Consider the following 23,715-nt stretch of genomic DNA (forward strand, 5'->3'; position numbering starts at 1 on the left):
AGGAGCCCGAAGCTCTGTCGGAAAGGGGTTGCCAAATCCTTATCATCGCAGGCGAAATGCGCCGATATTGTACCAAAATGGAAGATGTTCCGTTTCGCTTCGCAACTTGATATAGCATCGGCATGCCCGCCGTCCGCCTCCTGCCGCCCGACCGCTTCTTCGATCGCGCCGAATGGTCCGCGATCACGACCGCATCGCGCTGGCGCGGTGCCTGGCTTGTCGCGCATGCGTGGATCGTCAGCATTGCCGTTATCGGACTTGCCGCATGGACGCAGAACCCGGCGGCCTGGTTGATCGCAGTCATCCTTGTCGGCGGGCGCCAGCTTGGCCTCGCCATCCTGATGCACGATGCCGCGCACGGACTGCTGCATCCGGACCGCAAAACGAACAATTTCCTCGGCCAGTGGTTGACCGGCGCGGCGGTCGGATCGGACCTGATCGCCTATCGCACTTACCACCTCCAGCACCACAAATTCACTCAGCAGCCCGAGGACCCCGACCTTTCGCTGTCGAAACCCTTTCCGACGACGCGGGCAAGCCTGTGGCGCAAGGTGCTGCGCGACCTGACCGGGCAGACCTTCTTCAAGCAGCGTGCCGCCCAGTTCGGTTTTGCGCTCGTCGGGCTGAAGGCGATGCTCCGCGGCGAGAAGGTCGAAAAGGGCCGCGCAAGCACCAAGGCCGGCACACCCTTCAACAAACAGTCGGACGACGGCATGACGTCACCGACGGTCGATGTGGCAGGTGCAATGACGGTGACGCGCGCGGTCGGCCGCTTCCTGATCGTGCAGGCGGTGCTGCTCGCTGCCTCCCTCGCGCTATACGGCTGGACGCCTTACCTGCTGTGGCTCGCCGGGTTGGCAACGACGTTCCAGCTTTACCTGCGCATCCGCAATGTCGCCGAACATGCCTGCACGACGACGGGGAGCCAGGACCCCTTCACTCACGCACGGACGACTCATGCCGGCTGGCTGGCGCGCGCGACGGTCGCGCCCTATTGGGTCAATTATCACGCCGAACATCATCTGTTCATGGGCGTGCCCTGTTACCGCCTGCCCGCGGTCCATGCGATGCTCGGTGCGCAGGGCAAGCATGAGGCGATGACGATCGCGCCCAATTATCGCGCAGTGCTGCGGCAGGTCACCACGAACGTCTGAGCCCTATTCGCTGACGAAGCGCGCGCCGGCGCGGTCCTTTACCGTTTTCTCGGGGTCAAAGATCATCCCGTTCATCGCGACATAGACCCCCGGCGGCAGCGTCTGCACCGCGGCGAGCGCAAAGCCGACGTTGAATTCGGCGTCGCTCGCACGCACCGACGCGGGCTGCATCGCCCCCGTCAGCACGATCGACTTGCCCGCGATACCGGCGAGCACGCGGCCGGTGACGACCATCGTGTCGGTGCCGTGTGTGACGAGGACATGCGCCGCATCGCTGGCCTCGACCGCGGCGCGGATTGCCGCGCGATCGACGTCGTCGAGCTCAAGGCTGTCCTTGCGCATCAACTGGGTCACGCGGTGCGCGACATGGACATTGTTTTCGCGCAGCATGTCGGGGATCGCCGCGGGGCCGATCTGGAACTCGCTGAGCGCGTCGAAATAGACCTTGTCGATCGTGCCGCCGGTAGTGAAGATGTCGATCATGCCAGCGCCTCGGCGATCAGCCGCCGCGTGTTGGCAATTCCGAACAACGCAATGAAGCTGCCCATGCGCGGCCCTGCGCTCGACCCGAGCAGGGTTTCATAGAGCGCCTTGAACCAATCGCGCAGGTTTTCAAAGCCATAGGACTCGTTCTTGCCAATCTCGTACACGATATTCTGGATATCGTCTGCCGAGGCATCGGCGGGCAATGCCGCAAGTTTCGCGTCGAGTTCCGCGAGCGCCGCACCCTCGCCGCCCGCTGGCTTGCGGCGCTGCAGCGTCGGCGCGACATAGTCGCGGTTATACGCCATCGCATTGTCGATCAGCCGGTCGAGCTCGGGATAAGCCTGTGCATTCGCGCCCGCGACATATTGGCCGAGATAGCCCCAGATCTGATCCTTCGACGCGTCGGCGCCCATCACCCCGACGAGGTTGAGCAGCAGACCGAAGGTCACCGGCAGTTCGGCGGCCGGAACCTGCTCGCCGCGCGCGACATGGACATGGTGCGCGGGGTTGCCGAGGCGCTTGTCGGCCTCTTGCGCGGGATAATTGCCGCGCATCTGCAGATATTCGTCGACCGCCTTCGGGATCACGCCGATATGAAGCTGCTTCGCCGCCTTGGGCTCGCGATAGGCGAAAAAGGCCAGGCTTTCCTCGCTGCCATAGTCGAGCCATTGCTCGAGGCTGAGGCCATTGCCCTTCGACTTCGAAATTTTCTCGCCCTTTTCGTCGAGGAACATTTCGTAGATCAACCCCTCGGGCTTTTGCCCGCCGAGCGCGCGCGCGATCTTGCCCGACTGGATGCCGCTGTCGGTCAGATCCTTACCGTACATTTCATAATCGACGCCGAGCGCGACCCAGCGCATCGCCCAGTCGACCTTCCATTGCAGCTTGGCGCCGCCGCCGAGGATCGAATGGGTGATCGTCTCGCCCTCATCCTCGAACGACACCAGCCCCGCATCGGCATCGACCACGGTCACCGGCACCTGCAGCACGATCCCAGACTTCGGGCTGACTGGCAGGACCGGCGAATAGGTCGCCGCGCGCTCGGCGCGGAGCGTCGGCAGCATGATGTCGAGAATGTCCTGATTGTGGCGCAGAACATTCTTCAGCGCCTCGTCGAACGCACCCGAAGTGTAGCGTTCGGTCGAACTGACGAATTCATATTCGAAGCCAAAACGATCGAGAAATTCGCGCAGCATCGCATTGTTATGATGCGCGAAACTTTCATACTTGCCGAACGGATCGGGGATCGCGGTGAGCGGCTTGCCGAGATATTCGCGCAGCATATCCTGCTGCGGCACATTGTCGGGAACCTTGCGCAGCCCGTCCATGTCGTCGCTGAACGCGACGAGGCGCGTCGCCGCAGGCACCCCGGATTCATTGGCGGTGATCGTCTCATAGGCGCGGCGAACCATCGTCGTGCGCAACACTTCATTGAAGGTGCCGATATGCGGCAGGCCCGACGGACCATAGCCGGTCTCGAACAGCACCGGCTCACCGCCGGGCTTGCCCTCTGGATAGCGTTTGACCAGCTTGCGCGCTTCCTCGAACGGCCAGGCCTTGGACGTTTGCGCAGGTTCGCGCAGCGAAGGATGAAGGTGCAAGTCAGTCATGCCAGCGCCCATAGCGGGAAGAAGGCGGGATGGGAAGAAGGGCGGAAAACTGCGTAACTTTACACTGGAATAGCCTGTTCGCCATGGGATTGGCGGCGCTTGGAGCCACAAACGCCCCGCGCGCGCGCAGCGGTTTTCTGTCCTTTGTGGCTTTTGGGATAAACGCCAGTTGCATCGGAATAGCTTGGGCACAGCCGGATAATGTAGGAAAGACTTGTCGGCAGTTCGCGTGGACGTCGGTTTTGGGGTGGGAAGCGGACGTTCCGCTTACAGTGTACCCCGGCGAAAGCCGGGGCCCAGGGCGTCGGAAAGCAAAGATTGCGCTATGGCGCTCTGGGCCCCGGCTTTCGCCGGGGTACACAGCATTGATGGCAAAAACCGGTCGTTTCCTGCCGATCGCGGTCGATATTCAAAACGAGCCACACCGGCCGAACTGCGACGCCATCATGGTTACCCGAAATTTACCATCTTCGCCGTAGCAAGGGGCCATGCCGTTTCCGCCCCCACCCCGCGCCCGCCGCCATGCCCGCACCGCCGTCGCCATCGACGTCACCGTCAATGGCGTCCTCAACCATGTCGAAGGCTGCATCCGCGACCTGTCGGAAGGGGGCGCACGGATCGACGGCGCGAGCCTGCCCGAGCGGACGCGCTGCGAAATCCATTATGCGGGGCAGACGGTCTATGCCGTCGTCATGTGGTCGGAATTCGACCGCATGGGCGTGCGGTTCCCCTATGAACTGACCAGCGGCCCGCTGTACAATGCGCTCGAACGCGCGCGCGGGCCGGCGGCCTTGCCGCCGGGACAGGTCTTCCTCAACAATCGACAGGCCAGCTTCGGGCGTCGCGGATTGAGCTGAACCTTTCGTCGCGGCACGCTTGCCGCGTTCGCCTTTTGTCCCTAGCTTGGTGCGGTGCCTCCCGCTCCGCTTCCCCTACCCGCCATCCACGCCAGCCATGTCGGCATCTGGATCGCCGATGCCGGCGGGCGCGTCCAGCGGGTCGGCCGGGGCGAAGCGATCGCCGCGGTCGCAGCAACGCCGCACCTGTTCATCAATGCGACGCTGACCGGCGATCGGCTTGGCTACCCCGAGCTTTCGGGGCTCGACCTGCTCGAACTCTTCGCGTTCCTCTACCCCGCCCGCTTCGCGGTTCCGACCCCCGCCGGTATTGCGGCGGCGGTTGGCATCGCGGCGCCGAAGGCAGAGGAGGAGATCGCCGCATTCCTGCCGCTCGCGACCGCGGCGATGCTCGAAAGCCTCGGCGATCCCGGCTGGCCCGAGCGCGAGGGGGCGTGGCACGGGCTGCAGGCGCTGGCCCGCCAGCGCTGGCCATGGACGCCGCTGGTCCAGCCGGCGCTCGCGGCGCCCGACAAGGCCGACCGCTGGCTGTTCGCCCGCCTGCCCGAGTGGGAAGAAGTTCCGCCGCGCGCGCAACCGCGGCAGGTGCGCATCGCCGAGGCCGATGTCGCGGCGCGGCTCGACCGCCTGACCGGCGACGGGGCCGAACGGCGGCCGGGGCAACAGGATTATGCGCGCGCGACCGCCGCGATCTTCGAACCGCGCGAGCGCAAGGATGCGCCGCAGATGCTGGTGGCCGAAGCGGGCACGGGGATCGGCAAGACGCTGGGCTATCTCGCCCCCGCGAAGCAATGGATCGACCAGTCGGCGGGCGCGGTCTGCATTTCGACCTTCACCAAGGCCCTGCAGCGGCAATTGGCACGCGAGACCGAAAAGCTTTATCCCAACGCCGCAACGCACCGAGAAAAGGTGGTCGTGCGCAAGGGGCGCGAAAATTACCTCTGCCTGCTCAATCTGGAGGACGCGCTGCAGGGCGGCTTTTCAGGCCGCGCCGCGATCCTCGCGCAGCTTGTCGCGCGCTGGGCCGCCTATACGCGCGACGGCGACATGATCGGCGGCGACCTGCCGGGCTGGCTCCCCGCATTGTTCCGCCGCAACGGCACCACCGCGCTGACCGACCGGCGCGGCGAGTGCATCTATGCCGGCTGTCCGCATTTCCGCAAATGCTTCATCGAACGCTCGGCGCGCGCCGCGACGCAGGCCGACATCGTCATCGCCAACCACGCGCTGACGATGGTGCAGGCGGCGCGCCCGCGTGATGCCGGGGCGGCGGCGACGCGGCTGATCTTCGACGAGGGGCATCATCTGTGGGATGCCGCCGACAGCATGTTCGCGGCGGCGCTGACCGGGCAGGAAGCGGTCGAGATCCGCCGCTGGGTGCTGGGCCCCGAGGGCAAGTCGCGCGGACGGCGGCGCGGGCTTGCGGCGCGGCTCGCCGATGTCGCGAGCTATGACGAGGCGGGCGATCGCGCGATCCAGGCGGCGATCGCCGCTGCCGGAGAACTGCCCGGTGACGGCTGGCTGGGCCGGCTCGGCGAGAATGCCCCGTGGGGCGCGATCGAACAGCTGCTCGCCGAGGTGCGCGGGCAGGTCTATGCCCGCGCAGTCGACACGCGGACCGCCGACAGCGGCTATGGCCTCGAAACCGAACTCGCCGACCCCGACGCATCGCTCGTGACGGCGGCCGCGGGCGCGAGCGATGCGCTCGAAGCGCTGCTGCGCCCGTTGATGACGCTCGGCAATCGGCTCGACGCGCTGATCGAGGATCCGCCCGACTGGCTCGACGGGCAAGCGCGCGCCCGCATCGACGGCGCGCGCCACAGCCTCGGCACGCGGATCGACACGCTGGGCGGCTGGCTGTCGCTGCTCGGGCGCGTCGGCGGCCCCGCCGACCCCGATTTCGTTGACTGGCTGGCGGTCGACCGCTTCGACGGGCGCGAATATGATTGCGGCCTGCACCGCCACTGGCTCGACCCCGCACGCCCGGTGGCCGAGGTCGTCTACCGCCCCGCGCAGGGCGTGCTGGTGACGTCGGCGACGCTGCGTAGCGGCGGTCATGCGGGCGCCAACGGGCCCGGGGGCTGGACCGAGGCCGACATCCGCACTGGGGCGCGGCACATGGACGGGCCGGTGCATCATTTCGCGGTGCCGAGCCCGTTCGATTATGCGCGCCAGTCCGAGGTGCTGATCGTCACCGATATCGCGCGCGGCGACCTGCCCGCGCTGGCGGGTGCGTACAGCCGGCTGATCGAAGCATCGGGCGGCGGCGCGCTGGGGCTGTTCAGCGCGATCCGGCGGCTGCGCATCGTCCATGCGCGCATCGCCGACCGGCTCGCGCGTGCCGGGCTGCCGCTCTATGCGCAACATGTCGATCCGCTCGACACCGGGACGCTGGTCGACATTTTCCGCGCCGATCCGCACGCCTCGCTGCTCGGCACCGATGCCCTGCGCGACGGCGTCGATGTGCCCGGCGATTCGCTGCGGCTCGTCGTGATGGAGGGGGTGCCCTGGCCGCGCCCGACGATCCTCCACGCTGCGCGGCGCGCGGCGCAGGGCGGCAGCGCCTATGACGATATGGTGATCCGCGGCCGCATCGCGCAGGCCTTCGGGCGGCTGATCCGGCGCAGCGACGATTTCGGGCAGTTCGTGATGCTCTCGCCCAGCTTCCCGTCGCGCCTGCTCGGTGCCTTTCCCGAGGGCACGCCGATCCGCCGCCTGCCGCTCGACGAGGTGGTCAATCATGTCGCCGCCGCCAACGTCGAACGGCGAAAAAGCGCTTTTGCCGCCTTTTCACCGTCATAAGTTTCCGGCACAAGGCGGCGAATTACAAAGCATCAAGTAGAGCGGTGGGGAAGATTTTGAAGAGTTTGACGATCCTGCGCCATGCCAAGTCGGGCTGGGACGCCACCGTGGAGCGCGATTTCGACCGGCCGATCAACGTTCGCGGCCAGCGCGGCGCCGAATTGATCGGGCAATGGCTGAAGCGCCAGAAGCTGCCCGTCGACCGCATCATCGCCTCGCCTGCGGTGCGCGTGACGCAGACGCTCGACATCTTCCAGCCCGCCGCCGACCTCGACGCGCTCGAACCGCAGTGGGACCGGCGTATCTACCTCGCGTCGGCGGCGACGCTGATCGACGTCATCCGCGACATCGGCGGCGATGCGGCGCACCTGCTGATTTCGGGGCATAACCCGGGGCTGGAAGACCTGATCCTGATGCTCGTTCCCGAATCGGCGGACGATGAACTGCGCGCGCAGGTCGAACAGAAGCTGCCGACCTCGGCGCTCGCCCGGCTCGAACTCGACATCGACGACTGGCACGCGCTCGACACCGGCAGCGCCCGTTTCGCCGCGTTCATCCGCCCGCGCGATCTCGACCCGGCCCTGTCGCCGGCGATGGACGAGGATTAAGCGCGGTCGGGATTAACCGAGCGCCGCCGCGAGCCGCTCACGAAGCGCAACCAGCGCTTCGACTGATACCCCGCCGCCGCCCTGCGTGACAGGATCGTTCCCCGGTTCCGGCGCACGGGCCGGAGTAGCCTCTACGGCCGGCTGCGCCTTCCCGTCCGAAAGCGCCTTGCGCGCGCCCTCGACCGTGAAGCCCTGGACGTGCAGCAGATGGTGTATCCGCTCGGCGAGCGCGACATCCTCGGCACGATAATAGCGGCGGCGTCCCGAACGCTGGAGCGGCTTCAACTGCGGAAAGCGCGTTTCCCAATAGCGCAGCACATGCGTCGGAACGCCAATGCGGTCGGCAAGTTCGCCGATGGCGAGCATGGCGCCGGCGCTCTTACCGCCACCATCCCCGGGATTGTCGAACTCAGCCATGGCCGGAGCCCCGCCTATTTGCCGGCGACGCGGGCACGCATCGTCTGGCTGGCGCGAAAGGTCATCACCCGCCGCGGCAGGATCGGCACCTCGATGCCGGTCTTGGGGTTGCGGCCGATCCGCTGCGCCTTGTCGCGCAGAACGAAGGTGCCGAAGCCCGAAATCTTCACATTCTGACCGTCCGCCAGCGCGTCCGACATATGATCGAGAATCGATTCGACGATTGTCGCCGATTCGTTGCGCGACAGCCCGATCTGCTGGTTGATCCGGGTCGCGATATCGGCGCGCGTCAATGTCCCTGCAGCCATGATCTTCCCTTCCCCCTCCTGAAGCGGATGCATGCGGGAAGCCCCCGACAGCCCCCACCGTCACGAGTCCCTGATGCGTGTTGTAACAAAAGCGAATTAATCCGCCAAACTGAAACGGATGGAGCGAGAAGTTGACGCGACGAATTTGGCCGCGCCAGACTCTAGACGCGAAGAACCGCCGCGCCCCAGGTAAAACCGCCGCCCATCGCTTCGAGCACGACCAGGTCGCCGCGCTTGATCCGCCCGTCGCGCACCGCGAGGTCGAGCGCCAGCGGCACCGACGCGGCTGACGTATTCGCATGCTGATCGACCGTCAGCACCACGCGTTCGGCGGGCAGGCCCAGCTTCTTGGCGGTCGCGTCGATGATCCGCTTGTTCGCCTGATGCGGGACGACCCAGTCGATATCCTCGGCCGACAGACCGACGTCGCCCATCACCTCGCCCAGCACCGACGCAAGGTTGGTGACGGCATGGCGGAACACTTCGCGCCCCTGCATGCGGACATGGCCGACCGTCCCCGTGGTCGACGGGCCGCCGTCGACATAGAGCATGTCGGTATATTTGCCTTCGGCATGGAGCCGCGTCGCAAGGATGCCCTGGTCGTCTTCGACGTCTTTCGCCGACAGGACGACAGCGCCGGCGCCGTCACCGAACAGCACGCAGGTCGTGCGGTCTTCCCAGTCGAGGATGCGGCTGAACGTCTCGCTGCCGATCACCAGCGCATGCTTCGCGGCGCCCGTGCGCAGCATCGAATCGGCGACCGACACGGCGTAGAGGAAGCCCGAACAGACCGCCGCGACGTCGAAGGCGATGCAGTCGGGCGCACCGAGGAGCGCCTGCACCTTGGTCGCGCTGGCCGGGAAGGTATTGTCGGGGGTCGCGGTCGCGACGATGATCAGGCCGATGTCGGCAGGGTCAAGCCCCGCAGCCGCCAGCGCTTCCTTCGCCGCAGCCGCGCCCAGCGTCGCGGTCGTCTCGTCGGGTTCGGCGATATGGCGGAACCGGATACCGGTCCGCTCGACGATCCATTCGTCGCTGGTGTCGACGCGGTCGGCGAGTTCGGCGTTCGAAACGCGGGTGCGCGGCAGCGCCGAGCCGGTGCCCGCCAATATTGCGCGCAACGTCACTTCGCCGCCCCGTTGCCGAAATTCGCGAGATCCTCGGTCACCTGACGCGTGATATCCTTTTCGATCAGCTCGGCGCAAAGGTGCACGGCCTTCGCCACGCCCTTCGCATCGGCGCTGCCATGGCTCTTGAGCACCACGCCATTGAGGCCGAGGAACACCGCACCGTTGTGGTTGTTGGGGTCGAGGTGATGGCGCAACAGTTCGGTCGCCGGGCGCGAGATCAGGAAACCGATCTTCGAGCGCACCGACGAGGTGAAGGCGCGGCGGAGCAGGTCGGTGACGAAGCGCGCCGTCCCCTCGATCGTCTTCAAGGCGATGTTGCCCGAAAAGCCGTCGTGGACGATCACATCGACATCGCCGCGCGACAATTTGTCGCCCTCGATGAAGCCGACGAACTCCATCGGCAGGCCCTGCGTCTCGCGCAGCATCGCCGCGGCATCGCGAATCTCGTCGGTGCCCTTCAGTTCCTCGGTGCCGATATTGAGCAGCGCGACGCGCGGGCGATCGAGGCCGAGCGCGGTGCGCGCATAGGCGGCGCCCATCACCGCGAACTGGGTCAGGTTATTGGCGTCGCATTCGGTGTTGGCACCGAGGTCGAGCATGACGACGTCATTGTCGCCAAGCGACGGCAGCAGTGCCGCGAGCGCGGGCCGGTCGATCCCCGGCATCGTGCGCAACGCGAGCTTGGCCATCGCCATCAGCGCACCGGTGTTGCCTGCCGACACGGCGCCGCCGGCATCGCCGCGCTTCACCGCATCGATCGCGAGCCCCATCGAACTGTTGCGGGCCTTGCGGAGCGCCTGACTGGGCTTGTCCTCACCGGTCACCACGCCGTCGGTGTGGATGATATCCGACGCGGCGCGCAGGTTCGGGTGGTTTTCCAGCGCCGCCTTGATCCGCGTCTCGTCGCCGACGAGGAGGAAGCGGAGGCCGTCATGCTGGTGGCGCGCCATCGCGGCGCCGGCGCACATCACGCGCACGCCGACGTCACCGCCCATCGCATCGATTGCGATTCGCGGTGTCAGGCTCATGATGACGCCCTCCGGCTAATGATTACGCGCCGACCGACACCACTTCGCGGCCATTGTAATGGCCGCAGGCGTTGCAGAGGTTGTGCGGGCGCTTCAGCTCGCCGCAGTTCGGGCATTCCTGGAAGGCTTCGACCTTCAGGCTGTCGTGGCTACGACGCATGCCGCGCTTCGAGGGCGAGGTTTTTCGCTTGGGGACGGCCATGATATTTCCTGCATTATCAAATGTTCATACGAATCGGCGAACCCGGACTTGTCGCTTCCGTTGCCGGAAATGACTGGCCCGCCCGCCGTGCCGAAGCATGTTTCCTGCCCGAAAAGGCCGGAAAATCTTCCGCCGGAAGGTGCCTCAACGCCAGATGGTGTCGGGTGCCGGATCGGGCGCGGCTATAGCGTTTTTGCCCGCAAAGGCAAGCCCCGGCGGCTCGCCGCGTGAATAAGAAGCGAGGTCGGCGGCCGAAACCTCGGGGTGGCATTCATATCACTATCGGCTAGAGCGTCTCCACTCGGGCTCCAGCAACAATCGCGGCGGGAATGATGAAGGTTCTACTGACAGGCGGCGCAGGATATATCGGCAGCCACGTCGCGGTATCGCTGGCGGCGGCCGGGCACGAGATCGTCTGTTTCGACAATCTTTCGAACAGCCGCGCCGATGTGATCGACCGGATCGAGTCGATCACCGGCAAACTGGTGCCGCTCGTCGTCGGCGATATCCGTGACCGCGACGGGGTGCGCGAAGCGATCGCAAGCCACGGCGCCGACGCCGTGATCCATTTCGCCGGGCTGAAGGCAGTTGGCGAATCGGTGACCGATCCGGTCAGATATTACGACAACAACGTCCGCGGAACGCTGTCGCTGATCGAAGCGATGCGCGATTGCGACGTCCGCACGCTGGTCTTTTCATCCAGCGCGACGGTCTATGGCGAACCGCAGTATCTGCCGCTCGACGAAGCCCATCCGACCTCGGCGACCAACCCCTATGGACGCACGAAGCTGATGATCGAGGAAATGCTGGGCGACATCGCCGCCGCCGACCCCGCGTGGCGCATTGCGGTGCTGCGTTACTTCAACCCGGTCGGCGCGCACGACAGCGGTCTGATCGGCGAAGATCCGGGCGGTACCCCCAACAACCTGATGCCTTATATCAGCCGGGTTGCGGCGGGCCGCCTGCCCGAGCTTCCCGTGTTCGGAAACGATTATGCGACGCCCGACGGCACGGGCGTGCGCGATTATATCCATGTCGGCGACCTCGCCGACGGCCATGTCGCCGCGCTCAGCCGCATCGGCGCCGCGACCGACCCGTTATCGGTCTGGAATCTCGGCACCGGCCAGGGATATTCGGTACTCGAGATGATTTCGGCCTTCGAACGAGTGAACGACGTTCCCGTCCCCCACCGCATCGAACCGCGCCGCCCCGGTGACGTTGCCAGTTGCTACGCGAGCCCCGCACGCGCACGCGACGAACTGGGCTGGGAAGCAAAACGCGGGCTCGACGACATGTGCGCATCGACCTGGCGGTTCGAACGAACCGCCGCGATGCGCAACGCCTGACTTCGGCGCTAGCCGATCAAGCCCGCGGTCTGCGCCAGCACCCAGAGGCCGATTACGAGGAACAGTGCCGCCGCGACCATCCGCACCTTGGCAAGGTCGACGCGCTTCAGCAGTTCGTGGCCGAGGAAAATCGCCGGGACGTTGGCGATCATCATCCCCAGCGTCGTGCCGGTCGTGACCGCGAGGACGTCGTGATATTGCGCGCCGAGTGCGATCGTCGCGACCTGCGTCTTGTCGCCCATCTCGACGAGGAAAAAGGCGACCAGCGTCGTCAGGAAAGCGCCGAAACGCGGCTTCGGCGCCTCATCGTCCTCGAACTTGTCGGGGATCAACGTCCACGCCGCCATCGCGACGAACGACAGGCCGATCGCATAGCGAAACACGGGGCTGTCGAGGAAGGCCGCCGCCTGCGCGCCGAGCAATGCCGCGAGCGCATGGTTGGCAAGCGTCGCGACAAGGATGCCGAGGATGATCGGGACCGGCCGGTTGAAACGCGTCGCGAGCAGGATCGCGAGCAGCTGCGTCTTGTCGCCGATCTCGGCGAGCGCGACGACCGCGGTCGAAGTCAGGATAGCGTCCACAAATTTTCTCCGGGGCCAGGCGGCGAGCAAGTTCCAACGGTCATCGCTCCCCGCCGCCCGGCCCGGGCGAAAGGTGCGATGCCATTAGTCTCGCCCAAGCGGTAATCCCGCTTCCACCGCACCACGGCCTCTCGACCGAGTATGTTGACGCGGCGGCCCGTCCTGATGGACGGCTGGCTACTCCCCAGATGACGCAGGCTGGTTAGACGCGAAGGCGGCCCATGGCAAGCATTGCCGCATCGTCTTCGGTCACGCCGCCTGACGCCGCATCAACGTGCTGTGTTTCAGCGCGAGGGCAGGCTTTTCGACGAACCGCCATGACATGAGCGCAAAGACGGCCACGGCCGCGATGGCGAGCCAATTCGCTGCTGCGCCGCGGTCCGGCCACATCACCAGCACGAAATTGAACACCGGCATGTGATAGATATAGAGACCGTAGGAAATGTCGTTCCGCCGCAAAAGGCGATCGGCGAGCGAGGGCGCGGTAAAGGCGCCGGACAGGACAAGCCCAGCGATCATGACGACCCACGGGAAGGCGATCGTGTTGCCATGCGCCCCGATATCCCAAGTCATGTCGACAAGCGCGACGAGCACATAGGCCGCCAGCCACCACGCGAAGCGGCCTTCGAACAAGCTCCGCAACCTGTCCCAGTGAAGGCTGATCACGGCACCGAGAATGAACATGTAGAACCACGGCAGGAAGGTGACTTCCACAAGCTTGATCACCACTTCGGGCAGGCTGGATTCATCGGCGAACGGAAGGGCGGCGTTGATGGCCGCGAACGCGACGAACGCCACATAGAACAGCCATCGCACGCGCATGAAGAGCAGGACGAAGATCGGCGCGAGGACATAGAATTGCATCTCGATGGGAATGGTCCACAAGCTGCCGTTGACGACGCCGACACCCCATTCGCGCATGAAATCCGGATTGTAGAACTGGACGAAGGATAGCTGGGCGGCCGCCCAGAGCGCGAAATTTCCCGCCGGCGGCGGATTGCTCGCGAAATATCCGCTGACGGCGATCAGAACGATACTGACGAGAAAGCAGAGCCATAGCGCGGGAAACAGGCGGAGAGCGCGATTGCGGCCATAATCCCACAGCGACTTCGACCGGACGTAGGATTGCGTGATCAGGAACCCGCTGATCACGAAGAAGACCGGGACGCCGGGGAAGCTGTCCAGAAACGGCGCCGTGACCTCGTGGAACGGCAGCCGCATGCCGAGATGGGTGGTCGCATGATGGATCGCGACCTGCGCCGCGGCAAGCAGTCGCGCAATATCGAAATTATTGAGGTGGAGTGCCGCTTTCGCAGCGGAGGCCCGGCTTTCCAGCCCCTTCGCCGGCAATGCTGTATCGGTCATGCCGGGCGACTAGTGCAAAAGCCGGCCACTGACCAGCCATTCCATGCGGCCGACCACGCGGTGCCGTCAGTCGTAGGCAGGTTCGGCCTCGCCCGCCGCGGCGTTGGCCCTGTTCGCCTTTTCGGCGGCGGTAATTTCGGCGTCCATCGCCTTGGCGCGCGCCTCGATTTCCTTTGCGGTCGCGTCGTAGCGATCGTCGAAGGCGGGCTCGCGCTCGCAGGCAGCGAGCAGCAGCAAGGGGGCGAGGATCAAGATACGATGCATCAATAATCCTTTCGATAGCGGATACTGAGGTTCGATTGCCCCGACCCGCCAGCCTGACTGAGGATCGAAAGGGCTTTCGACAGGCTGATTTCGAGCTGCGTCGCGGTGTAGCCGCGCGCGTCGGTGATCACCTCGAGATAGATGTCCTTGGATATATATTGACCGGCGGCCAGCGCAGTGCCGCGCCCGACGGCATCGTCGGGGCCAAGGACCCGCAGCCGGTCGATCCCGGTGGCCGACTGGAGCGCGCCGAGCGGGCTCAGTCCCCCGCCCCCGCCGCGCAGCGTGTTGAGCGACGAAGCGAGCTGCACCGCCTGCAACGGCGACAGCGAGGTGATCGAATCGCCGAACAGGATGCGCGAGACGATCTCGTCCTGCGGCAGGCCCGGAACACTCGAGAAGGTGATCTGCGGGTTCATCGCACGGCCGGAGACATTGACGTTCACCGTCACCGTCTCGATCGTCTCGCTCGCGACGAGGCGGATCGACGGATCGAAGGCATCGCCGGTCGGGAAGGTTACGCGGCCTTCCTGCAATTCAAACGAACGTCCGGCAAATCCCAGCGTGCCGCGCACCAGTTCGACCTCGCCGGCGACACGCGGCGCCTGCGTCGTTCCGGTCAGCGTCACGTCGGCCTGCCATTCGGATTCGAGCCCCATGCCGCTTACATAGATTTCGTCGGGGGCACGGAGGCGGACATTGAGCCGGATAAGATCGAACAGGCTGCCGCCGACCGCCGCAAGCCCGTCGCCGCTGACCCGTCGCCGCCCCGTGGGTGGCTTGCGCCGCACGCCGGTGAGGACGGGAACTTTTGCCGCGCCTTCGAGCACGACCTTGTAGCGCGTTTCGGGAAGCCGGAGGTCGCCCGACAGCAGCGCCGCCTGCCCCGCGACCTTTTCGAGGGTCAGCGTCCCCGTCGCGCGCGCCGCGATATTCTCGCTCCGCGCCAGGCGGGCGTTGTCGAGGGTCGCCGAGATGTTCATCGGATAACCATCGGCCGAGGCGAGGCTGATATAGCCTTTTGCCTGAATGCTACCGTCGCCGGCGGTCGCGGTAAGTTGTTCGATCTCCAGCCGGTTGCCGGTGAAGCGGCCGTTCACGACCATGTTCGTCAGGCGCGTGCCAAAGGTCTGGTTTTCATAAGCCATGTCCTTGCCGCGCACGACACCGTTCAGGCACGGATCGACGACGCTGCAACTGAAGTCGGCGGCGACCGCGATCGGCCCCGTCACATGCTGGTCGGCGGGGCCGAAGAAGGAATAGAGCGTATCGGCGGGGCCGTTGTAGCGGATGCCGCCGCCGAGCGGCGCGGCCTGCAGCCGTTCCATCCAGCTGCCGGCGCCGGGACCGAGCGGCCGTAGCGAGGCCTGCATGCGCCCGATCACGCTGCCGCGCTTGCGCATCACGGCACGCGCCTCGCCGCCGTCGCTGAGCAGCTTGCCAACAAAATTGACGTCGACCGGCTGGCTGACCGAGGCCGCGGTGGTACGGGTGAAATCGTCGATGGTCAGCCGCGCGTCGGCGCGCGGGAAGGCATCCGAATTCGTCTGTTCGAAATCGAGGCTGCCCGTCGCTCGTCCGCCGAGCCCCATGTCGGGATAGACGGCGTTGAGGATCGCCATATTGACCCGGTCGAGGCGGCTCTGGATCATGATCCCGTCGCCGAAGCGCCCCGCGACGCGCGCGTTGCTGCCGCGGCCGAGGTTGATGTTGGTCGGCAGCAGCTCGTATCCGTCGGCGCCGGGGATGATGCGCGCGGGCGATGTGGTGCGGAAATTGATGCCGGTCGCGCGGCCCTGCACCGATGCGCGCCACAGCTTCGGTTGCAGGTCGGCGTTGGCGGCGATCCGGAAGGGGACACCGCTCGTCCCCTCGACCAGCGCTTGCGCCTTGCCGCTGCCGTCGCGATAGTCGATCTTCACGCGCCCGACCGCGATATCGTAGTCGCGAATCCGCGTGTCGGCGATCTGGATATCGGCGACGATGTGCGGCTGCTCGTAGAGCGTAACGTCGGCATCGACGATCGCCGATCCGACCGCGAGCTGTGCCGGCCCCGGCAGCACGACATTGTTGGCCCGGACATTGATCGCCGCCGCCTGATATTTGCCCGCGGCGCTCAGGCGGGCAAGCCCGCCGAGCCCCTGCCCCGACGCATTGAGTTGCCCGGTGAAGGGCCCTGCGGCGCTCTGGACGAGCCGGCCGTCGAAGCCGATTCCCGACAAGTCGCCGCGCTCGATATCGATCGTGAGCGGTCCGGCCGCGGTGAGCAGCACGACGTCGGCGGACAGCGGCCCATAATCGGTGTCCCCCGTCGCCGCGAGGCGGTAGCCATTGGGGGCGCCGTTGATCCGTGCGACGAGATTGGCGAGCCCGATACCGAGCCCCGGCCTTTCGGCGGTGACCACCGCGCGCGGATCGCTGATCGTCCCCGCAAGCTGGACGCCGACGGGGCCATAGTCGGTCGAATTGGCGCGCGCCGCGAGCTGGATCTGGCCATTCGGCGAATAGCTCCCCTGCCCGCCGGTGACGCGCAGGCGCGGCGCGGTCAACCGCAGACCCGAGAAACGGATGATCCCGTCGGTGCCGTAACGCACGTCGCTCGACGCGGTAGCATTGCCGCCGAGGAAATCGCGCACCCCCGAATTGAACAGTCGCGTCGAGCGCGCGCGGACGCGTCCGACGATCTCGAAGCCGCCGCGCGGCGCGGTCTTTAGATCGGCGTCGGTGTCTACGTCGAAGATGCCGACGCTTTCGATCCGGTAATCGTTGATCCGTCCATCGATCGCGCCGGTGTAGAAGCCCTTGTTGAGATCGGCGATGACGATCGCCTTGGCGTCGATACGCGGCGAACGCAGCCGCAGATTGTCGCTGAGAATCCGGCCGTTGCTGTAGGCAAGGTCGCCGTCGAGCCGCACCTGCACCAGCGTGCCGCCCGCGACGGTATCGAGCCCGCGGATGCGCGCTGCGCGCCCGGCGACGGGGATGACGATCTGGTCGGCATCGACCCGCGCCTTGCCCGCAAGGCTCAATGTTTCGACGACGATATCGTTGACCGCAAGGCTGTTGGCGTTCGCCTGATATTCGACCGTCGGCAGGGCAAAAGCGCCGTCGAGCTTCGCGGTCGCGCGCAGGCCGTTCGCGCGTACCGCAGGCGCGATCGCACCGGGGCGCAGGATGTTCACGGCCAGCTGCAGGCCGTCGTAGCGGTTGGTCGCGAGGTCGATGCCGCCACTGATCCCGAGCCGCGCCGCATCCGACGACAGGCGCCCGTCGATCGCAGCCTTGCGCTCGGCGAGCCGCGCGGTGAGGTCGATCGCGGTTTCGGTGCCCAATATCTCCGCCGCCGGACCGGTGAGCAGCCGCGATGCCTGCGCCGTACCCTTGATCGCGAAGGTGCCGTCGCGCGCCGTCAGCGCCAGCCGCGCGAGCGGCGCTGCGCCGAGATTGGCGGTGAGGTTGCCGTTCCACACCTTCCAGTCGCCGCGCCCGTCGAGCTTGGCGGTCAGCGGTTCCTTGAAGCCGCCCATCGCCGCGAGCACGCCGCCTTGCGGGGCGTTGACGTCGAGCGTCATTGCAAGCCGGTTCGCCTCGGGCACCGCGTCGAGCAGCAGCTTCAGCGTATCGCCCTTGGCCTTCGCGCCGATCGTCTCGGCGTCGGCGGTCACCTGCGCACGCCGGTCGGCGATCGCAATCTTGCCGTTCAGGCGCGCTTCCTGCCGCTCGCCCGCCACGCCGGGCTCGAAGACAAAGCGGTCGACCCGCAATTTGCCGACGTCGATGTCGATGTCGGGAAGCAACGGCTCGCCGGTATCGGGCACGGGTTTGAATTCGGGCAGTTTGCGCAGCGTGATCGTCTGCGCGGTCGCCGAGCGGACGTCGATATGGTTGGCAAGATAGCGCAGCGGCCGCCAGTCGACCTTGACCTCGGGCGACGCGAGGAAGACGCCCTTGGGATCGGACAGGGTGAAATCGCGGATCGTCATCGCGCTGAACAGCGAACCGTCGAGCCGGCCGATGCCGATCTTCATCCCGTTTTCGAATTCATATTTCTCGATCTGGGTGACGACGAACCGCCGTCCGGCGTCGCTGTTGAGACCCACAAGGAACAGCGCAAAGAGCAGGACGATGCCGAGCAGCGCAAGCCCGATCCAGCGCAGGATGCGGAGCGGCCAGGATTGCGGCGGCGCCTTGTCGCTTGTCGCGATTTCGGGCGCGTCGTCGTCGGCCATCAGAACGCCTGCCCGATCGAGACATAGACGGCGACGAGCGCCTCGCCTGGCTTGCGGCCGATCGGCGTCGCGACGTCGAGCCGCATCGGCCCGAAATTGGTATAGTAGCGCGCGCCGATGCCGGCACCGAAGCGGAGATCGGAGAAAGTCGGCGTCGATCCGCGATAGACCTGCCCCGCGTCGACGAAACCGACGATGCCGAAATTGCCAAAGCGATAGCGCGCTTCGAAGGCCGCTTCGTTGACGCTGCGCCCGCCGATCGGATCGTTGTTCGGATCCTTGGGCCCAAGTTGCTGGTAACCGAAGCCGCGCACCGACCCGCCGCCGCCGGCATAGAAGCGCCGCGACGGCGCGAGCCGTTCGCGCGCGGCGCCGAGGATCGAGCCGACCCGGACGCGCCCGGCGAGCACAATGCTGTCGGTCACCGGATAATAGCCGCTCGCATCGATGCGCAGCCGTCCATAGGGCGAGAAGCGGCCGGCGAGCGAGCCTTCGGGCTGGATCAGCGTGGTGACGCGGAAGCCCTTGGTCGGATCGAGCAGGCTGTCGGTGCGGTCGATGCCGACCTGTCCGGTCAGGCCAAGGATCATGTAGAAATCGCGATTGCGCCGGCCGAGGTCAAAATCATAATCGTCCTCGCTCGTCGCGATCAGTTCGGCGCCATAGGCATAGGTCAGCTTCTTTTGCCAGATCGGCGTCGAATCGCGGCTGACGCGGAAACCGACCCGGCCGGTCAACGCCTCGAACGCGTTGTAATTGCTGCGCGTCGCTTCGGCGACGAGTTCGAAGGTGCGGTCGCGCTTGCCCGCGTTCGAGCGGCGGAAGGTCGCGCCGATGCCTTGCTCCTGCGTTCCCAGCACGGCGCGGCCGATCAGCGCGCCTTCGGGCGGGAAGAGATTGCGGTGGGTCCAGCTTCCCTCGATCCGGATCCCCTCGCCCGTGCCGTAACCGGCGCTGGCGGCGAGTGTCCGCGGCGGCCCCGCATCCTGCGTTACCAGCATCGTCACATATTCGGTATCGTCGCCCGCGCTTTCGCCCGTCGGCTGCGGTTCGGCGGCGATACTCGAAAAGAGGCCGGTTGCGACGAGCGCCTGCCGCAGGTCGTCGACCTTGCGGCTGTCGTAGAGATCGCCGCGCTTGAAGCGCGCCAGCACCTCGACATGCTCGGCATCGAAGGCGAGGTCGCCCGTCGTCTCGATGCCGCCGAAGCGCGACCGCTTCCCGATATCGACCGGCAGCGTGTAGGCCGCGTCGCCGGTCGCGCCGTCGAGCAATATGTCGCGCTGCCCGACCTTGGCGAAAGGATAACCTTCCTCGGGGAGCTTGAGCGCGATCGCCGCCTCGGCGCCCTGAACGCGGTCGGCGACGATCGGTTCGCCGACGGCAATCGGGAAATTATCCTTGATCAGTCCCGGCGGCACCGTCGCCGCGGCTTTGATGATGACGTCCGAGAATGTGTAACGTTTGCCGGGGACCACATCGATGACCGCGACCAGCGGCCCGCGGTTGCCGCGATTGCCTCCTGCGCCCGCCTGCGCATTGCCGCCCTCTCCGTCGGCGCGCGCGGTGCGATCGATCCGCGTATTGACCGTGGCGTCATAATAGCCCTCGGACGACAGGATGCGCTGCATCAGTTCGCCATCGGCGCTCAGCCGGGCACGAACCATCGCCGCATTGTCGGCCTTGCCATCGCCGTCGTAGAGCGCCGACAGGTCGCCGAACAGATCGGCAAGGTCGACGTCGGTGCTGTCATCGGCGGGCGCAAGGCCGTTGACCTGTACCGTATACGCAACCTCACGGTTGGCGTCGGGGTCCTCGGCCTCGGCAAAAACGACCGGCTCGACGTTGAAATTCTCGAGCGGCGGCAGCGGCGCGGCGAGTTCAGTGTCGGTGATCGGCGCGTCGCCGATGGGCTCGACGGTGTCGCCATCGGCCAGGGCCGGCAAGGGAACGCCGTCGACGACGGGCGGCTGCGCCTCGACGGTCGACGTGGCGGCCGCGTCGGCCGGCTTCTTCGCGGCCTCGGCCGCCTGGCGCTGCTCGAACTCGGCGATCGATTCGAGCGGGCGGTCGAGTTCGGGGTCGTCTTCGGCGCCGATCGGCGGGATCGCCTTTTCGAACTCGTCATCCTCGATGATCGGCGCGACTTCGGGCAGCACGGCCTCGGGCGGCGGCGGGCTCGGCACCGCGATCGGGCCGGTCGCCGGCGCCTCGAGGGTCGGGACGACCTTTGGCGGTTCGACGTTCTGTGCCGCAGTCGATGCCGTCCAGCCGGCCGAAAAAAGCGAGGTCGAGATGATCAACAGACCGCGCAGGCGCGAAAATCGGCGCGGGTGCAATTGACGAGATTTTTCAGAAATTTGCATCTGTCCACAGCCGATGGCGCACTTGTGGCCTCGGCAGCGCCGCGGCGCAACCGGATTTTGAAAGGGACTTGTCCCGAAAACTACTCATGTCGCCCGATCCGCCCCTGCCCGGCCCATGCCCCTTCTCCCAACGACGCGGGACGCGATCAGGTTCCGCAAAAGGTTGTATAAGGCGCAGAATCTTTTGGCGCTGGCTCGGCAAACGCCTCCCACCCGGCGCGCGCGACATAGGGATGGCGCACGACCTCGAGCAGTTTCGTCCACAGCGCCATGTCGCCACCCTCGGCCGCAACGAGCGCCGCCTCGACAAGGTGGTTGCGCGGGATATAGAGCGGGTTGACCGCATCCATGGCGGCCGCCCGCTCGACCGGTCCCGTGGCCTCGTGCTCCAGCCCGGCCCACCAGTCCGCGATCCACCCCGCCATCGCATCGGGCTCGGGCAACAACGCTTCCATCATCGCCGCGTCGCCGCGCAGCAGCATCGCGAGGGCGCGGAAGAAGGAAGTGAAATCGACGTGCAACCGTTCAAGTTCGCCGAACAGCCCGTCGATCAGATCGGCGTCGGCATCCTCGGCGCTGGCGAGGCCGAGCTTCAGGCGCATCCGCGCGAACCACGCGGCGCGGAACCGCTCGGGGATCGCCGTCACCAACTCCTTTGCGCGTTCGACATCCTCCGGATCGACCGCATGGATCGCGGGCAGCAGTGCCTCGGCGAAGCGCGCCATGTTCCAGTGCATGATCTGCGGCTGGCGCCCATAGGCATAGCGGCCGTTGGCGTCGATCGAACTGAACACCGTATCGAGTGCAAAGCGGTCCATGAAGGCACAGGGGCCATAGTCGATCGTCTCACCGCTGATCGCGACATTGTCGGTGTTCATCACGCCGTGGATGAAGCCGAGCCCCAGCCAGTGCGCGACCAGCTTGCATTGCAGGCCGACGACGCGGTCGAGTAGCGCCAGATGCGGGTTCGGCGCGCCAGCGAGCTCGGGAAAATGGCGGCGGATGCAGTAATCCGAAAGCTGGACGACATGATCGGCGCCGAAATGTGCGGCAAAGAACTGGAAAGTGCCCACGCGGATATGGCTGCTCGCGATGCGCGTCAGCACCGCGCCGGGGTGGGCGCGCTCGCGCTGCACCCGGTCGCCGGTCGCGACGGCCGCGAGCGAACGTGTCGTCGGCACGCCCATCGCCGCCATCGCCTCCGACACCAGATATTCGCGCAGCACCGGGCCGATCGCCGCCTTGCCGTCGCCGTTGCGCGAGAAAGGCGTCGGGCCCGATCCCTTGAGCTGGACATCGAATCGCGCCCCGTCCGGCGCCACGATCTCGCCGAGCAGCAGCGCGCGCCCGTCGCCGAGCTGCGACGAGAAATGACCGAACTGGTGCCCGGCATAGGCAAAGGCGAGCGGGTTGGCGCCGCCGGGAATATCCTGCCCCGAGAAGATCCCGGCGAGCAGGGCGTCACTCTCCCGCGCGACATCGAGCCCCAGCCTGTGCGCGAGCGCGTGGTTGAAGATCAGCAGCGCGGGAGCGGAAGGTTTCGCAGCCTCGGCCGGCGCATAAAAACCTTCCATCGCGTCGTGAAAGCTGTTGTCGAAGGCAAAATTCATGGCGCCTTGTCGAGCCTCGACGCCATTTATGCAAGGTCGCAGGCGGGCGTCGCCTCCGCGGACAGAGGCGACGCCGCAATCCTATCCGTCGATATCGAGTTCCAACGCGAGGCGACCGCTGAGGTCACGCTGCGCCGGTTCCTGAAGCGGATGAAAACGGGCACCCTGGATATCGCGGAACGCGCGTTCGATCGGCGAACTTTTGTAGAAGGCGCCGCCGCCGGCAAGCTCCATCGCCAGTTCGACGGTGCGGGTCGCGGCACGGCCGACAACCGTCCGCCCGGTCATCACATAGCTCGTCGTGGCCGGCCCCGGCTCGGCCGTTTCCGCTGCTGCGATCATCGCATCGAGCGCGGTTTCGGCGGTCCACAAGCTGTTCTGCATCTCGCCCGCAAGCGCGATGAGTCCCGCATTCGCGGGCTTCCGCCGCGCCACCGCCAGCGCCGCATCGCGCGCCGCTTCGGCGACGCCGACATAGGCCGAATAGATCAGCGGAAAGGCGATCATGCTGATGATGTGGAACAGCGGGTGCCATTTGCCCTGTGGCCGCCGCCCCGAAACCGCGGCATCGGCGAGGAAAGCACCCTTGATCTCGACATCGTGCGAGCCCGTCCCGCGCATCCCCATCGCATCCCAAGTATCGAGGACGGTGACCCCCTCGGCCGCGAAAGGCAGTGCGAAATGCAGCACCGTCGGGCCGGCCTCAGGGTCGTCGTAGACCGCGCTCGACATCAACAGGTCGCCCGCTGGCGAACCGCTCGAGAAAATCTTGCGCGCATCGATGCGGAAACCGCCATCGACCCTTGTTGCCGTGCCCGCGCTTTGCAGCCAGTCGGACCCGCCGCTCGACACGAGGACGAGATTCTCGGCCGCGACGCGGCGGAGCAACCCGTCGGTCGGCGCCTGCTGGCGCTCCCAGCGCCACACGGCCGCTGCGACGAGGTGGCAATGCATCGAGAAGGCGAGCGCGGTCGAGCCGCAGCGGGTACCGATCCGGCGCACGATGGCGCAAAGCGTCCGATAGTCGAGCCCGTCGCCGCCAAGGTCGACGGGCACCGCCGCGCCGATCAGTCCGGCTTCGCGGAGCAATGCGAAATTTTCGGCGACGAAGCGCCCTTCGCGGTCATGGGCGGCCGCGCGGGCGCCGATCTGTTCGCCAATCCGGTCGGCGATATCAAGCCAATCCTGCATCGTCTTCGTCTTGGTAGCGATAAGCATGTGGTCATCTCCTGAGCAATGATGCTGGCGATGCTCATGTCGATCCGCTGTGGCGGCGGATAGTTCAGGAACTGAATCGACCCGATACAGAAACTGAACTCGCGCCGTCCGCGACTCATGCGGTATATATAGTC

Annotated in this window: 19 protein-coding genes; 5 read left to right on the top strand and 14 right to left on the bottom strand. The window is 66.2% G+C overall.

Annotated features, from left to right (window positions below; all coding sequences use genetic code 11):
* Positions 1 to 122 precede the first annotated feature (122 nt).
* Positions 123 to 1,154, top strand: coding sequence for a fatty acid desaturase family protein (locus AN936_RS10750; protein ID WP_054588154.1), 1,032 nt, complete (start codon positions 123 to 125; stop codon positions 1,152 to 1,154).
* Positions 1,155 to 1,157: 3 nt separating this feature from the next.
* Here the strand turns inward: AN936_RS10750 and AN936_RS10755 are convergent, their stop codons facing one another.
* A complete protein-coding gene (locus AN936_RS10755; protein ID WP_054588155.1) occupies positions 1,158 to 1,637 on the bottom strand; it encodes an asparaginase domain-containing protein in 480 nt (159 codons plus the stop codon).
* The gene (locus AN936_RS10760; RefSeq protein WP_054588156.1) at positions 1,634 to 3,250 is read right to left on the bottom strand and encodes a lysine--tRNA ligase; all 1,617 of its coding nucleotides are present in this window, start codon (positions 3,248 to 3,250) and stop codon (positions 1,634 to 1,636) included. The genes AN936_RS10755 and AN936_RS10760 overlap by 4 nt, the downstream gene beginning before the upstream one ends.
* A gap of 488 nt (positions 3,251 to 3,738) precedes the next feature.
* Here AN936_RS10760 and AN936_RS10765 point away from each other — a divergent pair, with 488 nt between their 5' ends.
* The 3 genes from AN936_RS10765 to AN936_RS10775 are packed head-to-tail and all read left to right on the top strand — an operon-like array spanning position 3,739 to position 7,517.
* Positions 3,739 to 4,107: a PilZ domain-containing protein gene (locus AN936_RS10765; RefSeq protein WP_054588157.1), complete on the top strand. Its 369-nt coding sequence runs from the start codon at positions 3,739 to 3,741 to the stop codon at positions 4,105 to 4,107.
* Between the two features lie 54 nt (positions 4,108 to 4,161).
* On the top strand, positions 4,162 to 6,909 hold the full coding sequence (locus tag AN936_RS10770) for an ATP-dependent DNA helicase (RefSeq protein ID WP_054588158.1): 2,748 nt from the start codon (positions 4,162 to 4,164) through the stop codon (positions 6,907 to 6,909).
* A 56-nt stretch (positions 6,910 to 6,965) separates the two neighbouring features.
* Positions 6,966 to 7,517: a SixA phosphatase family protein gene (locus AN936_RS10775; RefSeq protein ID WP_054590226.1), complete on the top strand. Its 552-nt coding sequence runs from the start codon at positions 6,966 to 6,968 to the stop codon at positions 7,515 to 7,517.
* Positions 7,518 to 7,529: 12 nt separating this feature from the next.
* On the opposite strand, the gene AN936_RS10780 is transcribed toward AN936_RS10775, so the two are convergent.
* The 5 genes from AN936_RS10780 to rpmF all read right to left on the bottom strand — a co-directional run bounded on the left by AN936_RS10780 (position 7,530) and on the right by rpmF (position 10,602).
* The gene (locus AN936_RS10780) at positions 7,530 to 7,934 is read right to left on the bottom strand and encodes a MerR family transcriptional regulator (RefSeq protein WP_054588159.1); all 405 of its coding nucleotides are present in this window, start codon (positions 7,932 to 7,934) and stop codon (positions 7,530 to 7,532) included.
* 14 nt (positions 7,935 to 7,948) lie between these two features.
* Positions 7,949 to 8,242, bottom strand: coding sequence for an integration host factor subunit alpha (locus tag AN936_RS10785; protein WP_054590227.1), 294 nt, complete (start codon positions 8,240 to 8,242; stop codon positions 7,949 to 7,951).
* A 161-nt stretch (positions 8,243 to 8,403) separates the two neighbouring features.
* Positions 8,404 to 9,369: a beta-ketoacyl-ACP synthase III gene (locus tag AN936_RS10790; protein WP_054588160.1), complete on the bottom strand. Its 966-nt coding sequence runs from the start codon at positions 9,367 to 9,369 to the stop codon at positions 8,404 to 8,406.
* Complete coding sequence (gene plsX / locus AN936_RS10795; protein WP_054588161.1) at positions 9,366 to 10,400, bottom strand: phosphate acyltransferase PlsX; 1,035 nt, start codon at positions 10,398 to 10,400, stop codon at positions 9,366 to 9,368. Before plsX ends, AN936_RS10790 begins: the two co-directional genes overlap by 4 nt.
* Before the next feature lie 22 nt (positions 10,401 to 10,422).
* Entirely contained in the window at positions 10,423 to 10,602 is a 180-nt protein-coding gene (rpmF, locus tag AN936_RS10800) for a 50S ribosomal protein L32 (protein ID WP_011541714.1), read from the bottom strand.
* Positions 10,603 to 10,931: 329 nt separating this feature from the next.
* Here rpmF and galE point away from each other — a divergent pair, with 329 nt between their 5' ends.
* On the top strand, positions 10,932 to 11,948 hold the full coding sequence (gene galE, locus AN936_RS10805) for a UDP-glucose 4-epimerase GalE (RefSeq protein ID WP_234715811.1): 1,017 nt from the start codon (positions 10,932 to 10,934) through the stop codon (positions 11,946 to 11,948).
* An 8-nt stretch (positions 11,949 to 11,956) separates the two neighbouring features.
* Here the strand turns inward: galE and AN936_RS10810 are convergent, their stop codons facing one another.
* The 7 genes from AN936_RS10810 to AN936_RS10840 all read right to left on the bottom strand — a co-directional run bounded on the left by AN936_RS10810 (position 11,957) and on the right by AN936_RS10840 (position 23,581).
* Positions 11,957 to 12,529: a TMEM165/GDT1 family protein gene (locus tag AN936_RS10810; RefSeq protein ID WP_054588162.1), complete on the bottom strand. Its 573-nt coding sequence runs from the start codon at positions 12,527 to 12,529 to the stop codon at positions 11,957 to 11,959.
* A 249-nt stretch (positions 12,530 to 12,778) separates the two neighbouring features.
* On the bottom strand, positions 12,779 to 13,894 hold the full coding sequence (locus AN936_RS10815; RefSeq protein WP_084758282.1) for an acyltransferase family protein: 1,116 nt from the start codon (positions 13,892 to 13,894) through the stop codon (positions 12,779 to 12,781).
* A 66-nt stretch (positions 13,895 to 13,960) separates the two neighbouring features.
* Positions 13,961 to 14,158: a hypothetical protein gene (locus tag AN936_RS10820; RefSeq protein ID WP_054588164.1), complete on the bottom strand. Its 198-nt coding sequence runs from the start codon at positions 14,156 to 14,158 to the stop codon at positions 13,961 to 13,963.
* On the bottom strand, positions 14,158 to 18,387 hold the full coding sequence (locus tag AN936_RS10825; protein WP_054588165.1) for a translocation/assembly module TamB domain-containing protein: 4,230 nt from the start codon (positions 18,385 to 18,387) through the stop codon (positions 14,158 to 14,160). The genes AN936_RS10820 and AN936_RS10825 overlap by 1 nt, the downstream gene beginning before the upstream one ends.
* Positions 18,387 to 20,753: an autotransporter assembly complex protein TamA gene (locus tag AN936_RS10830; protein ID WP_054588166.1), complete on the bottom strand. Its 2,367-nt coding sequence runs from the start codon at positions 20,751 to 20,753 to the stop codon at positions 18,387 to 18,389. Before AN936_RS10830 ends, AN936_RS10825 begins: the two co-directional genes overlap by 1 nt.
* A 146-nt stretch (positions 20,754 to 20,899) precedes the next feature.
* Positions 20,900 to 22,363: a protein adenylyltransferase SelO gene (locus AN936_RS10835; protein ID WP_054588167.1), complete on the bottom strand. Its 1,464-nt coding sequence runs from the start codon at positions 22,361 to 22,363 to the stop codon at positions 20,900 to 20,902.
* A gap of 81 nt (positions 22,364 to 22,444) precedes the next feature.
* Positions 22,445 to 23,581, bottom strand: a complete 1,137-nt coding sequence (locus AN936_RS10840; RefSeq protein ID WP_054588168.1) for an acyl-CoA dehydrogenase family protein — start codon at positions 23,579 to 23,581, stop codon at positions 22,445 to 22,447.
* Positions 23,582 to 23,715 lie beyond the last annotated feature (134 nt).

Source organism: Sphingopyxis macrogoltabida (assembly GCF_001307295.1).
Classification (GTDB): domain Bacteria; phylum Pseudomonadota; class Alphaproteobacteria; order Sphingomonadales; family Sphingomonadaceae; genus Sphingopyxis; species Sphingopyxis macrogoltabida_B.

Excerpts from the sequence above, each read along its gene's own strand:
- AN936_RS10750 (WP_054588154.1), top strand. The coding sequence starts at position 123 with ATGCCCGCCGTCCGCCTCCTGCCGCCCGACCGCTTCTTCGATCGCGCC.
- AN936_RS10755 (WP_054588155.1), bottom strand. The coding sequence starts at position 1,637 with ATGATCGACATCTTCACTACCGGCGGCACGATCGACAAGGTCTATTTC.
- AN936_RS10760 (WP_054588156.1), bottom strand. The coding sequence starts at position 3,250 with ATGACTGACTTGCACCTTCATCCTTCGCTGCGCGAACCTGCGCAAACG.
- AN936_RS10765 (WP_054588157.1), top strand. The coding sequence starts at position 3,739 with ATGCCGTTTCCGCCCCCACCCCGCGCCCGCCGCCATGCCCGCACCGCC.
- AN936_RS10780 (WP_054588159.1), bottom strand. The coding sequence starts at position 7,934 with ATGGCTGAGTTCGACAATCCCGGGGATGGTGGCGGTAAGAGCGCCGGC.
- AN936_RS10785 (WP_054590227.1), bottom strand. The coding sequence starts at position 8,242 with ATGGCTGCAGGGACATTGACGCGCGCCGATATCGCGACCCGGATCAAC.
- plsX (WP_054588161.1), bottom strand. The coding sequence starts at position 10,400 with ATGAGCCTGACACCGCGAATCGCAATCGATGCGATGGGCGGTGACGTC.
- rpmF (WP_011541714.1), bottom strand. The coding sequence starts at position 10,602 with ATGGCCGTCCCCAAGCGAAAAACCTCGCCCTCGAAGCGCGGCATGCGT.
- galE (WP_234715811.1), top strand. The coding sequence starts at position 10,932 with ATGATGAAGGTTCTACTGACAGGCGGCGCAGGATATATCGGCAGCCAC.
- AN936_RS10815 (WP_084758282.1), bottom strand. The coding sequence starts at position 13,894 with ATGACCGATACAGCATTGCCGGCGAAGGGGCTGGAAAGCCGGGCCTCC.
- AN936_RS10820 (WP_054588164.1), bottom strand. The coding sequence starts at position 14,158 with ATGCATCGTATCTTGATCCTCGCCCCCTTGCTGCTGCTCGCTGCCTGC.
- AN936_RS10825 (WP_054588165.1), bottom strand. The coding sequence starts at position 18,387 with ATGGCCGACGACGACGCGCCCGAAATCGCGACAAGCGACAAGGCGCCG.
- AN936_RS10830 (WP_054588166.1), bottom strand. The coding sequence starts at position 20,753 with ATGCAAATTTCTGAAAAATCTCGTCAATTGCACCCGCGCCGATTTTCG.
- AN936_RS10835 (WP_054588167.1), bottom strand. The coding sequence starts at position 22,363 with ATGAATTTTGCCTTCGACAACAGCTTTCACGACGCGATGGAAGGTTTT.
- AN936_RS10840 (WP_054588168.1), bottom strand. The coding sequence starts at position 23,581 with ATGCTTATCGCTACCAAGACGAAGACGATGCAGGATTGGCTTGATATC.